Raw genomic sequence first — 12,497 nt, 5'->3', positions numbered from 1 at the left:
GCCCCACCGACATCTCCCCGGTCGGGTTCGCCGCGCAGCTGCACGTGGGCCTGGCGATCCACAACTACGGCATCCAGGAATACATGCAGCACTCGGATGCGACCAACGAGGTCTTCGAACAATCCATGACCTTCGTCGACGGCTACCTGCACCCGGGCGAGGCGCCCGGCATCGGCGTCGAATTCAACGAAGAAGCCGCCGCCGCGTTCCCCTACCAGCAGGCCTACCTGCCCTACAACCGCCTCGTCGACGGCACCGTCCATGACTGGTAACCCGACCACGACGGGTAACTGGCACTGACGGATGGCAGTGCCTTAAGCACCAAAAAGGTCCCGGGCGGCGAGTCGATGCTCAGCCGCCCGGGACCTGGCTCTTTTGAGTCCGGCTCTCAGCGTCCGGTTTGCTGGTTGCTTAGTGAACCTGTTCCCGGGTCATGCCGAAGGGGACCTGGTCGGAGAGGGCCGCGGTGTAGTGGCCCGGCTTGTGCCGCGTGAGCAAAATGCCGTGCGTCCCGGTTGTCATGGCGAGCTGCTGCAGCCCGCGGACGGCGTCGTTGAGTCGGTCGTCGAGCACGCGCCGGTTGTCGACCTGGATCTCAATGGGCTCGGTAATGGTGGTCATCGCTCTGTCTTTCTTGGAGTACTTCTAGTCGGCCCCAATGGATTCAGGAACAGTAACGTCATATTTATTGGCCCGTCAAATCACCACGCCGCATGTGCGCGTGGCCCGTGCGGACGCCAAATGCCCGCAGATTGCGGCCCGGGCGGCTGACCTGCAGATCCACCCAGGCCCGGGTGGTCCCAGTGAGTCTAATCACCCGGCATCACTGCGGGCAGGCCGAAAGATGCTCGTGGACGCAAACAATGCCTCCGTCGGAGGCGCGGGAGAAGATGATGGTCTCCCGTTCATCGCTCGTATCGCGGCCACCGTCCCGGTCAACCCGGACCGTCGTGGCCACGCGGTGCGAAAACACCGCGGTAGCACCGAGGAGCTGGATATCCTGCTCGCTGCTCCGGCATTCGAGCACACGCCAACCACCGGCGAGCCAGCTGTCCCAAAGGGTGCGGTAGGCGGAGCGGGACCCAAGGCGCTGGGCTTCCGGATGGAAGATGAAGGTCGCCTCCGGGCTGAAGGCCGCAAAGTAGGCCTCGGTGTCCGTGGCGGCGAAGGCGGCGACCAGGCGGCCGGCTGCCTCCTGGACCTCTTCGCGGCTGAGGGCGCGGGGCGCTGCCGGCTGCAGCGCCGCAGCCGGCAGCGGCCGGCCCACGGCCCGGATCGGGGCGCCGTCGGCCCCGGGGATATTGAGGGGAAAGAGGAAGAGCTCGACGTCGGATCCTGCGTCTGTGGCCCGCTGGACCTGCTCCAGCCCGGTGAGGTTTTCCACGATGATGCAGCCGTTTCCGGCCAGGATGGCGTGGGCGGGGAAGCCGCCGCCGGCCGGGTCGCCGTGCTGGTTGCCCTGCTGGTCGCCGTGCGTGGCGCCGGGGGAGGTTGGATCCACACTGAGGGCATCCAGGCCTACGGCGCGGTAGCCGCGGTCCACGATCAGTTGTGCCGCCGCAGCCTCCAGCCATGGGTGCTTGAGGTACTCCTCCGTTCCCCACGCCGCTGCGCAGCCGGTGTGCAGCAGGAGGATCTTCTCTGGACTGTCCCGATACCCGGGTTTCCCAGGCTCCCCGGCCGAGCCCGCCGGGGCGATCCCCGCCAAATGCGCGGCGGTGATGGCGCCGCCGCGGGCCACGTCCCGGACATCCACGATTTCGGCGACGCCGCCGAAAAGGGACAACGGCAATTCGTCCAAAGCTGCCCAGCCGTCGCCCACATGCAGGGGTGCGTCGGCGTGGGTACCCGAATGGGAGCCCAGCCCGAGCGAGAGCACGTTGGCGCCGTCGGCCTCCACGGTCAGCGCCGATGCGATCCGGACCTCCGGGTCGCCGGGATAGACAGGCATTCCGGTGCGCAGCGGAACGCTGAGATCGAACCACGTCACCGCTGGCCCACCAGTTCCGTGTCGAAGTCGCCGTGCAAGCCCGGCGCGGCTGCCTCCGGTGTTCCGGCAGCGACGGTGTTTCCAGCCGCATCGATGACCGGCGGCACCGGGGTGTCCTTCGAGGGGATCCAGCGCGGCCCGGCCGCCGGGAACACTCCGCGCGGCTCCGGGAAGATCCACAGCAGCCCGAGGTAGAGGACGGCCGCAAGCCCCAGCGATGCCGGCAGACTGATGTCCACACCGCCGGCCAGGTTGCCCAGGGGCCCCTGGAACTGGCCGGGCATGTTCACCATGCTCAACCCGGCGGCGGCGCTGACCAGCCAGGCCGTCATGCCGCGCAGGTTCCAGCCGTGGTTGAACCAGTACCGTCCGCCGGTCTGGCGCCGGTTGAACACCTGGAGGGCATCGGCGTCGTACCAGCCGCGGCGGGTGATGAAACCGATGATCATCACCACCATCCAGGGCGCGGTGCAGGTCACGATCAGGGTGGCGAACGTGGAAATGCTCTGGACGAGGTTGAAGGCGAAGCGGCCGGCGAAGATGAAGGCGATCGCCAGGACCCCGATGAACAGGGTGGCCTGGACCCGGTTGAACCTCGGGAAGACGCTGCTGAAGTCAAGGCCGGTCCCGTACAGCGAGGACGCCCCGGTGGACATGCCGCCGATCAGGGCGATGGCGCAAAGCGGGATGAAGTACCAGGCCGGGGAGACGGCCAGCAGGCCGCCGACGTAGTTCGGCGCCGCCGGGTCCATGAATTCCGGCGCCTTGGTGGCGATGATGGACGCCGTGGCCAGGCCAAAGACGAACGGAATAAGGGTGGCCAGCTGGGCCAGCAGCGCCGCGCCCATGACTTTGCGCTTCGGGGTGGCGGTGGGGATGTAGCGCGCCCAGTCGCCCAGGAACGCGCCGAAGGAGATGGGGTTGGACATGACGATCAGTGCCGCGCCGATGAACGCCGGGATGAACCCTGCGACGCCGACGCCGTCGAATCCGGTGCCGAAGGCACCCTCGAAGTTCAGGTTGAGGTCGCCCGCGAAGGCGATGAACCCGACAACGAACAGCAGGGTGGCCGCGGTGACGGCAATCTTGTTCACCAGCAGCATGAACTTGAACCCGTAGACGCAGACCACCAGAACGAGTCCACCGAAGAGGCCGTAGGCGACGGCGAACGAGCCCATGTCCTGCGGCAGGCCAACGAGCCGGTTCAGCCCGCCGACCAGGGCATCGCCGGAGCTCCAGACCGAGATGGAGAAAAATGCCAGCGCGGTCAGCAGTGACAGGAATGATCCGACCACCCGGCCGTGCACGCCCAGGTGGGCGGAGGAGGACACCGCGTTGTTGGTTCCGTTCGTCGGGCCGAAGACGGCCATGGGCGCCAGCAGGAGGGCGCCGACAACCAGGCCCGTCACCGTCGCGGCGAGCCCCTGCCAGAACGACAGGCCGAACAGGATCGGAAATGCGCCCAGGAAGGCGGTGGCAAAGGTGTTGGCTCCGCCGAACGAAACCCTGAACAAGTCAAAGGCGCTGGCATTGCGGTCCTTTTCGGGGATCCGCTCAATGCCGTAGGTCTCCACGTCGGTGACCTTGCCGCGGTTCCGCCCTGCGCCGGCGCCGTCAGGCTTTTCCTCGACCATGTTGTTCTCCATCCAGCTCATCATTGATTCCTAAGAGTTGCTTTATAAGCATCACAAGTTGTGTTGGAGGCTACACTGTGAAGCGGCTCACAGCAAGGCCCTGCCCTGTCCGGCCGGCGGGTTACGCAACCGGCCGCCGGCCCGGGACCATCCCGCGGGAAGCCCGGGCGGCCCATGTGCCCGCCGCCCGGTAAATAACAGGGATAATCTTCAACGGGGACCATCCACAACACGGCGCAAAGGCGGCACAGCGACATGGCACAGGCTCAAGCAGGCAAACCCCAGGGACGGTGGCGGACCTTCCACGAAAAGTTCGTCGTGGAGGAGCGCTTCATGAGCGTGACGGCGCGCCGGAATCTCTACCGGACCGCCGTCGTGCTGATGATCGCGGGCGCCGTGCTGTTCGTGGTAATCCTCGCCGGAGTCCTGCAGCACGCCGGCATCTCGGCAGCGGATGAGCCCGTGCGGACCTGGCTCCTGACCCTGCGCGCGGAACCCACCACCATCATCATGATCATCCTGGCGATCATCTTCGGCCCCATCGGCCTGCCAATCATCGTCCTGATCGTGACGGTGGCCTGGGGCCTGATCGCCAAGCATGCCTGGCGGCCGATGCTCCTGGCCGGTGCCATGCTGACCGGCGTCATTCTGGCGCAGATCATCGGCCACATCGTCGAACGCCACCGGCCTCCGATCGACCTCATGCTCTTCGGCGCAGACTCCACGTTCTCGTTTCCGTCCGGCCACGTCCTCGGCGCGTGCGACTTCCTGCTGGTGACCACGTACCTGGTCTTTTCGCGCCGGAAGAACCCCATGTCCGCTGTTATCGCCTTCATCGTGGCGGGGATCGGCATCTTCTTCGCCGCCGTCAGCCGCCTGTACCTCGGCTACCACTGGATGACCGATGCCCTGGGCGCCTTCTCGATCTCGCTCGTGATCCTGGGCGGCGTCATTGCGCTGGACACCTGGCGGACGGCGCGGATTCCGGGCGAACAGGTCACCGGGACGCTCTCCACCGCCGACACCAGCCAGGACTGAGCGCCGTCAGCGGCTGCGCGCCCGCTTGAGTTCGGCCCGCAGCCGGGCGTTGGCGGCCTCGAGTTCCATCACCTTGGCCACGCCGGCCAGGTTAAGCCCTTCTGCCAGGAGTTGGCCGATCCGCCGCAGCACCACAAGGTCTGCGTCGCTGTACTGCCGGGTGCCACCCGCGGTGCGGTCCGGCGCGAGGAGCCCCCGGCGCTCGTAGAGCCGGATATTCTGCTGCCCCGTGCCCACCAGCTGCGCCACGACCGAGATGGCGTACAGGCCTGAATTCGCGCCTCGGTCCGCCATGGTCTTCCTCCCGTTCCGGAAATTCCCTTGCATCAGTGTTTCACCGGTGCTATAAAAAATCTATACCCGCCACCACAGAAAACTTGAGGTGGGTTGTAGAAGGAATGCAGATCAAGTCTCGCTGAAGGAGTGGGAAATGATGTTGATTCGGACGGACCCGTTCCGTGACTTCGACCGGCTTGCCCAGCAGGTGTTCGGGACGGTGGCACGCCCCGCGCCCATGCCCATGGACGCATGGCAGGAAGACGGCGTATTCGTCGTCGCCTTCGATCTTCCGGGGGTCAATGTCGACTCGATCGGGCTCGACATTGAGCGCAATGTCCTGACGGTCCGGGCGGAACGGCGCGATCCGGTGCAGCCCGACGTGGAACTGATGGTCTCGGAGCGTCCCCGTGGAGTGTTCAGCCGCCAGCTGATCCTCGGCGACACCCTGGATACGGAGAACGTCAAGGCGAACTACGCCGACGGCGTCCTGACGCTCCGCATCCCGGTGGCGGAGGCGGCCAAGCCGCGGAAGATTGAAGTCACCCGTTCGCAGGACAAGATGCAGGAGATCGGGAAGTAGCCCCCGGGCCGGCGCGGCGCCCGCAGCGTCGCTCCGGCTCCGGCTCCATGCAACGGAGGCCGATCATGCCCGGCAGGAACCCTGATCCCCGAGGCTACTACGCGCTATTGCACGTCTCGCCGGAGGCGGGCCGGCAGGAGATTGGCCGCGCCTTCCGGGCGCTGATGCGCCGGCACCATCCCGACGTCGGCCAGTCTGACGTCGATCCTCCCGATGTCGGCGCCATTCTGCACGCTTTCGCCGTGCTGCGGGACGCCAGGAGCCGGGCGGAGTACGACGCCGGCGGCTGGCGTTCCGCCGTCGAGGCCGTCGAGGACGACACCTTCCAGCACCGGAACGACCATGCCAGCCAAGGCAGCCGCGACATCCCGGTGCGCATCATCCGGCGTCGGGATCCCCTTGTGCGCGTGCTCCCCGTCCGCTGGGAACCCGGGCCGTGACGGGGAAACTCTCCTGGCCAGGCCGCTGACCCGGGCAGGAACCCACCCAGCAGTTACATCCAGCAGCCCCATCCACTGAGGAGGAGACCAGCCATGAGCGCATGGCGCCGCTACGATTCGCACCTTATGCCGGTGTTCCACGAGCGCTTCGAAGCGCGCTGGGGCGAGGGAACGGCGCCGTTCCTGGACCCGGAGGCGCATGAGGCCCCGTTGCCCCGTGCGCAATGGATCAACATCGACACGGGTGCGGCGCTGGCGGTGGTCCCGGTCTGGACAGATGAAGACAGCCGGCACCGGTCCTTCGGCGTGTTCTACCTGCCGCCCGCGGTTGATATCTGGGTGCTGAGGCCCGGCTTCACGGAGTATCTGGAACCCTCGCTGGATGAGGCTGAGCAGCTCGTGACGCTGCGGAACGATGCCTTCCGCAAGGCCGTGGAGCACGCCAAAGTCTTCCTGTTCGGGCCGGAGACGTCGCTGTTCTGAACGGCAGGGACCAGCAGATGCCAGGATCAGTTGCTGGCGGCGGCATAGGCGTTCAGGCTCAGCGAGAACACGATCCAGGAGAGGTACGGCAGCATGAGCAGGCCCGCTGCCCGGCTGATCAGGCCGAACCGGACCACCGTGACGGCGGCGGCCACCGCATGGACGGCGATGAGCAGCAGGGCCAGCCAGAGCGCGGCCCCGCCGGCCATGGGGTACATGCCGAAGAACAGGGGCGCCCAGGCGAGGTTGACGAGCAGCAGGATGGCGTAGACGGTCATGGCCCCCCGGCCGCGCCCGGAGCGAAGTCCTGTTTCCCGGCGCCAGACGAGCCACGCCGCCACTGCCATTGTCGTGTAGAGCACCGTCCAGACCGCTCCGAAGGCCCAGCCCGGCGGAGTCCACGGAGCCTTCTCTGCCGCCGCGTACCAGCCGCCGGCGTTGCCGATAATGACCAGCGACGCCACGAAGGACACCCCATGGGAGACCGCCAGGAAGCAAAGGAGGGCTGCCGTCTGCCGGCCGGGGCTGGGCGGCGCCGATGGCGGCCGGCGGTTGACGCCTTGTTCAATTTTCACGTGCACCGATCAACAGTGGCCGTTGGCATCGCGTCCGTCAAACGGCCAGGGTCGTGGCGCTCACCCCCGGGGGAGCCTAAAATCAGTCAACCAACCACCGAAACTACATAGAGGTCCCCGTCGATGAACGCTTCCGCCAAGGATCTGGCTTCCCTTCTTCCGCCCGGCTTCACCCTGGGTGTAGCGACCTCCGCCTTCCAGATCGAGGGTGCACTCGATGAAGACGGCCGCGGCCCTTCCGGATGGGATGTCTTCGCCGCGAAGCCGGGTTCGATCGTGGAGGACCAGAGTCCGGCCGTTTCCTGCGACCACTACCACCGGATGCCCGAGGACGTGGCTCTGATGAAGGAGCTGGGGATCGACTCGTACCGGTTTTCGCTGTCCTGGTCCAGGATCCAGCCCGGCGGGAGCGGGCCCGCGAACCCTGCCGGGCTGGACTTCTACGACCGGCTGATCGACCTGTTGCTCGCCAACGGCATTTCCCCCATGGCCACGCTCTACCACTGGGACACCCCATTGCCCCTGGATGAGGCCGGCGGCTGGATGAACCGTGACACGGCCTACCGGCTGGGGGACTTCGCCGCCATCGCCGCGGCTGCCTTCGGGGACCGCGTGAGGCGCTGGGTGACTGTCAACGAGCCCGCCACAGTCACCACCAACGGCTACGCCCTGGGCATGCACGCGCCCGGGGAGGCCCTCATGCTCAAGGCCCTCCCCAGCGTGCACCACCAACTGCTGGGCCACGGCCTGGCGCTCCAGGCGCTGCGCGCCGCCAAGGTGCCGGGCGACATCGGCATCACCAACGTTTACTCACCGATGGTCCCGGCCACCGCGAACCCGCTGGACAAGGTCAGTGCCGGACTCATGGATGTGGCGCAGAACCGGCTCTACGCCGATCCGGTGCTGCTCGGCAAATACCCGGATGTCATCCGGGCCGCCACCTTCTTTTCGTCGTCCTTCAGCCCGTCCAGTGAAGACATGGAGCTGATTTCCCAGCCCCTGGATTTCTACGGCCTGAACTACTACATGCCCACCCTTGTCGGGGCGGGTCCGGGTGAGGGGGCCGTGCCGCCCGGCATGGCCGAGGCCATGGGGGACGACCTCAGTGGGACACCCGGTGCCCCCTTCCACATCGCGCAGTTCCCGGACACCGAGACCACGGCCTACGGCTGGCCGGTCAAGCCCGAATACATGTCCGTCGCCCTGGCCGAGATGGCCGACCGCTACCCGGATCTGCCCCCGGTCTTCATCACCGAAGGCGGGGCCAGTTTCGAGGACGTCGTGGTCCAGCCTGTCGGGGCGGACCAACGGATAATCCCGGACGAACGGCGCCTGCGTTACCTTGCAGACCACATCGGCACGGCCCTGGAAGCGACACGTCCCGGCGGCGCCGCCGAGGCCATCGACCTTCGCGGCTACTATGTGTGGTCCTTCATGGACAACTTCGAGTGGTCCGCCGGCTACAAGCAGCCGTTCGGTCTGGTGCACGTCGATTTCGATACCCAGGTCCGCACGCCGAAGGCCTCCTACTACTGGCTCCAGGAGGTCATTGCGGCCCGAAGCGCGGCGTCCGCCGGAGAGCCCGGCAGCGCCGCGCAGCCCGGCGGCGCCGGCGGGCAGGACGAAACCGCCGACGTCGGAGAGCCGCACCCGGCGAGCTGACGCCCCTCAAGCCGGGTCAACCTAGAGCAGATCCAGGTCCTGCAGGCCCTTGGCGAGCCCCGCGCCGTCGGGCGAATAGAACCACGGGACGGAGGACTCCGAGTGGTCTCCGGTGTCGGAGTGGCCGCCGGCGAAGACGGCCTCGCTGGCCGAGAGCTGCCGGATGCCGATCGCGGCCACCTGGTCCGGGTGCTTCTGCGCGAAGCCGGAGTAAATCTCTTCATCGTGCTGGCCGTTGTCGCCGAACAGCAGCCAGCGCATGTTCGGGAACTCCTGGGCCAGCAGCTCAAGGTTCCGCCGTTTGTGTTCCTGGCCGCTGCGGAACCAGCGGTCGTGCGTCAGTCCCCAGTCCGTGAGCAGCAGCGCGCCCGAGGGATAGAGGTTCCGGGCGATGAAACGGGCCAGGGTGGGAGCTGCGTTCCACGGCCCGGTGGACAGGTAGATCACCGGTGCCTCCGGGTGCTCCACCTTGAGCCGATCCAGCAGGACGGCCATGCCGGGTGTCGCCATCCGGGCCCGTTCGTTCAGGACGAAAGTGTTCCACAGCGCCAGGAAGGGCCGGGGGAGGGCGGTGACCATGATGGTGTCGTCAATGTCCGAGACGATGCCGAGCCTGGTGTCCGGCGAGATCACGAAAATTCTGGCCTCGACCGGTTCCGTTCCCTCGGCGCGCAGCACGGCCGTATGCCAGCCCGGGGTCAACGCCACGTGAACCAGGGTGTCCACCAGGCCGCCGCGGTCCGCATGCACGCGGGTGGTGACGCCGCCGATCTGGATCTCCACCTCGGTGAACTGGACCGGGACGCTCGTGAACGCCCGCCAGCCGCGGAAGTTCTGGTTGCCGTTCAGGGCCAGCCGCTCCGCCTTGCCGCCGGGCACCGGCCGGCTGGTGAGGACCACGCGGCCCAGTACCCTGACCCACTCGGTCGAGCCGTAGCCCTGATAGGCGACTGTCTGCGGGCTGAACTTCCAGCGCCGGGCCGTCTTGAGCCGGAACCCGTTGACGGTGTCCGACACCCAGTGGGCGAGCCGGAAGGCCCTGTTGCCGGACACGGGCAGCTGCTGCGCTGGTTGCGAGGCCAATTCCATGCCTCCACTCTCCCACAGTGCCGGGCTCCGGCTGTGCCGGCCGGGTCCCCGGACGCGGGCCCCCGCCACGCCGGATTACCAGCGTGGCGGCTCACCCAGCAGCCCGCGCAGTGTGGCGGCGTTGCGGACGGCGTTGCCGCCGCCGTCGTTGTTGAAGTACGCGTAGACGTCTTTCCCGCCGGCCTGCCACTCGCGGATCCGGTCCGCCCACCAGCGCAGGTCGTCATCGGAATAGGATCCGCCGTACAGGACGTCGTGGTCGGGGCCGTGCAGCCGGATATAGACGAACGCCGCGGTGGCGTGCAGGACGCACGGGAGCCCGGCGCCGCTCATGATGCAGTAGGCCGCGCCGTGACGTTCCAGCAGGGCGTACACGGCGTCGTCGTCCCAGCTGGGGTGGCGGAACTCCACACAGACACGGATCCAGCCGGGCAGAGCCGCCAGGAAGTAGTCCAGCCGGGCGTCGTCGCGCGCTAAGCCCGGGGGCAGCTGGACGAGCAGCACGGCCCGCTTGTCGCCGAGTTCGTGCCAGCACCGGGTGATCCGGTCCGCCCAGACCTCGGGGGCGTAAAGCTTCTTGGCGTGCGTCAGGCCGCGGGGCGCCTTGACGGACAGGGCGAAACCGTCGGGCAGGCGGCGGCGCCAGCTGGCGAATGAGCCCTCTTTCGGCCAGCGGTAGAAGCTGGCATTCAATTCCACGGTGTCGAAGCGGGCCGCGTAATATGCCAGCCTGTCCCGGGCCGGCAGGCCCGGCGGATAGAGGACCCCGTCCCAGTGGTCATAGCTCCAGCCGGATGTGCCGATCCGCACAGCGGCCACGTGCCCTGCCATGCCCCTTCCCCTTCCCCTTCCCCTTCCGCCATGCTCCCTCTACCGTGCTCCCTCTACCGTGCCGGGGGCGACGGCGGTGTGGCACTGTAAGTGTCATGGTACGCATCGAGGATTACGCAATGGTCGGCGATCTGCACACCGCTGCCCTGATCAGCACCGAAGGCTCCATCGACTGGCTGTGCCTGCCGCGCTTCGACTCGCCGGCCTGCTTCAGCGCCCTCCTCGATTCCCCCGCGGCCGGCCGGTGGCTCCTGGCGCCGGCGGGCGGCGGGGAATGCACGCGCCGCCGCTACCGCAAGGGCACGCTGATCCTGGAAACCGAGTGGGATTTGCCCGAGGGCAAGGTCAGGATCATTGACTTCATGCCGCCCCGCGACGAGGTGGCGGATATCGTGCGGATCGTGGTCGGTGTCCGCGGCACGGTGCGGATGCGCGGCGAACTGGCGCTCCGGTTCGACTACGGCCATATTGTGCCGTGGGTCCGCCACGACGAGCTCGGGATCCACGCCGTCGCCGGGCCTGATGCCGCCTACCTGGTGACCGAGGCGCCCCTGCGCGGTGAGCGGATGCATACCGTCAGCGACTTCACGGTCAAGGCCGGGGAGCGTGTGCCCTTCGTGCTGACCTGGAGCCCCAGCCACCTCGGCCGGCCGCGGTCGGTGAACCCGGAAACGGTCCTGGCGTCGACCGAGGAGTTCTGGCTTCGATGGTCGGCGAAGTGCACGGTCACCGGGCGCTACCGCGACGCCGTCCAGCGCTCGCTGATCACGCTCAAGGCCCTGACGTTTGCCCCGACCGGCGGGATCGTGGCCGCCGTCACGACGTCCCTGCCGGAGGAGATCGGCGGTACCCGGAACTGGGACTACCGCTTCTGCTGGCTCCGCGACGCCACGCTCACGCTGCAGGCGCTGCTGGCCGCGGGCTACACGGAGGAGGCCGGCGCGTGGCGCGACTGGCTGCTCCGCGCCATCGCCGGGGACCCGGCGGATCTGCAGATCATGTACGGGCTCCACGGCGAACGCCGGATGCCGGAGCTCGAACTGCCGTGGCTGAAGGGATACGAAAACTCCGCTCCGGTGCGGACCGGTAACGGTGCGGCCGGCCAGCTGCAGCTCGACGTCTGGGGCGAGGTCCTCGATTGCCTGTCCCTGACCCGGAACTCCCTGCTCAAGCACACCGACGACGCCTGGGACGTCCAGGTGGCCCTCATGGAACATCTGGAGACGGCCTGGCGCCAGCCGGACAACGGGCTGTGGGAAATGCGCGGCCCGCAACGCCATTTCACGCACTCCAAGGTGATGGCCTGGGTGGCGGCGGACCGCATGGTCAAGGGCGTCCGGGACTTCGGCCTGACCGGCCCGGCGGACCGTTGGGAGGAGCTGCGTGACGCCATCCACGCCGAGGTCATGGCCAACGGGTTCGACGCCGACCGCAACACATTCGTGCAGTCCTACGGGCGGCCGGAGCTGGATGCGAGCCTCCTGCTGCTGCCCCGGGTGGGGTTCCTCCCGCCGGATGATCCGCGCATCATCGGAACCATCGATGCGGTCCAGCGCGAGTTGACGCACGACGGCTTCCTGCGACGCTACCTGCCGGCACAGAGCGATGACGGGCTGCCCGGCGAGGAGGGGGTGTTCCTGGCATGCTCCTTCTGGCTGGTCGAGGCCCTGATCGGGGCTGGCCGGCGCCATGAGGCCCGGGAGCTGTTCGAGCGCCTGCTGGCGCTGCGCAACGACGTCGGGCTCCTCAGCGAGGAGTGGGGCGTCGAGACCGGCCGGCAGCTGGGCAACACGCCGCAGGCCTTTAGCCACTTCGCCCTCGTCATGAGCGCGCTGGAACTGCATGAAGACGGCGTCCGCCGCAGCGACACCCCGCTTCCGTGATCCCCGCCGCGGC

At 67.7% G+C, this 12,497-nt stretch carries 14 protein-coding genes; 7 read left to right on the top strand and 7 right to left on the bottom strand.

What is annotated here, in order from left to right; genetic code table 11:
• Positions 1 to 272 (top strand): enolase C-terminal domain-like protein (locus tag AC1DN2_RS10450; protein ID WP_476850268.1); only part of this gene is annotated, 272 nt, incomplete at its 5' end.
• Positions 273 to 411: 139 nt separating this feature from the next.
• Here the strand turns inward: AC1DN2_RS10450 and AC1DN2_RS10445 are convergent.
• The 3 genes from AC1DN2_RS10445 to AC1DN2_RS10435 all read right to left on the bottom strand — a co-directional run bounded on the left by AC1DN2_RS10445 (position 412) and on the right by AC1DN2_RS10435 (position 3,636).
• On the bottom strand, positions 412 to 621 hold the full coding sequence (locus tag AC1DN2_RS10445) for a hypothetical protein (RefSeq protein WP_028276129.1): 210 nt from the start codon (positions 619 to 621) through the stop codon (positions 412 to 414).
• Positions 622 to 823: 202 nt separating this feature from the next.
• Positions 824 to 1,990 carry a cyclase family protein gene (locus AC1DN2_RS10440; RefSeq protein ID WP_476850267.1) on the bottom strand — a complete coding sequence of 389 codons (1,167 nt, stop codon included), beginning with the start codon at positions 1,988 to 1,990 and terminating at the stop codon, positions 824 to 826.
• Positions 1,987 to 3,636, bottom strand: a complete 1,650-nt coding sequence (locus tag AC1DN2_RS10435; RefSeq protein WP_230007697.1) for a purine-cytosine permease family protein — start codon at positions 3,634 to 3,636, stop codon at positions 1,987 to 1,989. The genes AC1DN2_RS10440 and AC1DN2_RS10435 overlap by 4 nt, the downstream gene beginning before the upstream one ends.
• 243 nt (positions 3,637 to 3,879) lie before the next feature.
• Here AC1DN2_RS10435 and AC1DN2_RS10430 point away from each other — a divergent pair, with 243 nt between their 5' ends.
• On the top strand, positions 3,880 to 4,662 hold the full coding sequence (locus AC1DN2_RS10430; RefSeq protein ID WP_230007696.1) for a phosphatase PAP2 family protein: 783 nt from the start codon (positions 3,880 to 3,882) through the stop codon (positions 4,660 to 4,662).
• Positions 4,663 to 4,668: 6 nt separating this feature from the next.
• On the opposite strand, the gene AC1DN2_RS10425 is transcribed toward AC1DN2_RS10430, so the two are convergent.
• On the bottom strand, positions 4,669 to 4,956 hold the full coding sequence (locus AC1DN2_RS10425; RefSeq protein WP_028276131.1) for a MerR family transcriptional regulator: 288 nt from the start codon (positions 4,954 to 4,956) through the stop codon (positions 4,669 to 4,671).
• 136 nt (positions 4,957 to 5,092) lie between these two features.
• Here AC1DN2_RS10425 and AC1DN2_RS10420 point away from each other — a divergent pair, with 136 nt between their 5' ends.
• From AC1DN2_RS10420 to AC1DN2_RS10410, 3 genes are all read left to right on the top strand, one after another.
• Positions 5,093 to 5,521 carry an Hsp20/alpha crystallin family protein gene (locus AC1DN2_RS10420; RefSeq protein WP_476850266.1) on the top strand — a complete coding sequence of 143 codons (429 nt, stop codon included), beginning with the start codon at positions 5,093 to 5,095 and terminating at the stop codon, positions 5,519 to 5,521.
• 65 nt (positions 5,522 to 5,586) lie between these two features.
• Positions 5,587 to 5,961, top strand: coding sequence for a J domain-containing protein (locus tag AC1DN2_RS10415; RefSeq protein ID WP_476850265.1), 375 nt, complete (start codon positions 5,587 to 5,589; stop codon positions 5,959 to 5,961).
• A 93-nt stretch (positions 5,962 to 6,054) separates the two neighbouring features.
• A complete protein-coding gene (locus tag AC1DN2_RS10410; RefSeq protein ID WP_476850264.1) occupies positions 6,055 to 6,444 on the top strand; it encodes a hypothetical protein in 390 nt (129 codons plus the stop codon).
• A gap of 26 nt (positions 6,445 to 6,470) precedes the next feature.
• Here the strand turns inward: AC1DN2_RS10410 and AC1DN2_RS10405 are convergent, their stop codons facing one another.
• On the bottom strand, positions 6,471 to 7,019 hold the full coding sequence (locus tag AC1DN2_RS10405) for a TspO/MBR family protein (protein WP_230007698.1): 549 nt from the start codon (positions 7,017 to 7,019) through the stop codon (positions 6,471 to 6,473).
• Positions 7,020 to 7,142: 123 nt separating this feature from the next.
• On the opposite strand from AC1DN2_RS10405, the gene AC1DN2_RS10400 reads away from it, so the two are divergent.
• Complete coding sequence (locus AC1DN2_RS10400; RefSeq protein WP_476850263.1) at positions 7,143 to 8,681, top strand: GH1 family beta-glucosidase; 1,539 nt, start codon at positions 7,143 to 7,145, stop codon at positions 8,679 to 8,681.
• Between the two features lie 21 nt (positions 8,682 to 8,702).
• Here AC1DN2_RS10400 and AC1DN2_RS10395 read toward each other — a convergent pair whose 3' ends face one another.
• Positions 8,703 to 9,770 carry an App1 family protein gene (locus tag AC1DN2_RS10395; RefSeq protein WP_230010202.1) on the bottom strand — a complete coding sequence of 356 codons (1,068 nt, stop codon included), beginning with the start codon at positions 9,768 to 9,770 and terminating at the stop codon, positions 8,703 to 8,705.
• A 75-nt stretch (positions 9,771 to 9,845) separates the two neighbouring features.
• Complete coding sequence (locus AC1DN2_RS10390) at positions 9,846 to 10,601, bottom strand: DUF72 domain-containing protein (RefSeq protein ID WP_476850262.1); 756 nt, start codon at positions 10,599 to 10,601, stop codon at positions 9,846 to 9,848.
• A 95-nt stretch (positions 10,602 to 10,696) separates the two neighbouring features.
• Between AC1DN2_RS10390 and AC1DN2_RS10385 the strand changes: the two genes are divergently transcribed.
• The gene (locus tag AC1DN2_RS10385) at positions 10,697 to 12,484 is read left to right on the top strand and encodes a glycoside hydrolase family 15 protein (RefSeq protein ID WP_476850261.1); all 1,788 of its coding nucleotides are present in this window, start codon (positions 10,697 to 10,699) and stop codon (positions 12,482 to 12,484) included.
• Positions 12,485 to 12,497: the final 13 nt, after the last annotated feature.

The organism is Arthrobacter sp. 01L42, from assembly GCF_056400005.1.
Note: the sequence above shows the minus strand (reverse complement) of the source record. Positions and strands in the feature narration are given on the sequence as shown.

Bases quoted from the DNA above. Each gene is read 5' to 3' on its own strand.
- AC1DN2_RS10425 (WP_028276131.1), bottom strand. From the start codon at position 4,956: ATGGCGGACCGAGGCGCGAATTCAGGCCTGTACGCCATCTCGGTCGTG.
- AC1DN2_RS10395 (WP_230010202.1), bottom strand. From the start codon at position 9,770: ATGGAATTGGCCTCGCAACCAGCGCAGCAGCTGCCCGTGTCCGGCAAC.
- AC1DN2_RS10435 (WP_230007697.1), bottom strand. From the start codon at position 3,636: ATGGAGAACAACATGGTCGAGGAAAAGCCTGACGGCGCCGGCGCAGGG.
- AC1DN2_RS10410 (WP_476850264.1), top strand. From the start codon at position 6,055: ATGAGCGCATGGCGCCGCTACGATTCGCACCTTATGCCGGTGTTCCAC.
- AC1DN2_RS10385 (WP_476850261.1), top strand. From the start codon at position 10,697: ATGGTACGCATCGAGGATTACGCAATGGTCGGCGATCTGCACACCGCT.
- AC1DN2_RS10445 (WP_028276129.1), bottom strand. From the start codon at position 621: ATGACCACCATTACCGAGCCCATTGAGATCCAGGTCGACAACCGGCGC.
- AC1DN2_RS10430 (WP_230007696.1), top strand. From the start codon at position 3,880: ATGGCACAGGCTCAAGCAGGCAAACCCCAGGGACGGTGGCGGACCTTC.
- AC1DN2_RS10415 (WP_476850265.1), top strand. From the start codon at position 5,587: ATGCCCGGCAGGAACCCTGATCCCCGAGGCTACTACGCGCTATTGCAC.
- AC1DN2_RS10400 (WP_476850263.1), top strand. From the start codon at position 7,143: ATGAACGCTTCCGCCAAGGATCTGGCTTCCCTTCTTCCGCCCGGCTTC.
- AC1DN2_RS10390 (WP_476850262.1), bottom strand. From the start codon at position 10,601: ATGGCAGGGCACGTGGCCGCTGTGCGGATCGGCACATCCGGCTGGAGC.
- AC1DN2_RS10420 (WP_476850266.1), top strand. From the start codon at position 5,093: ATGATGTTGATTCGGACGGACCCGTTCCGTGACTTCGACCGGCTTGCC.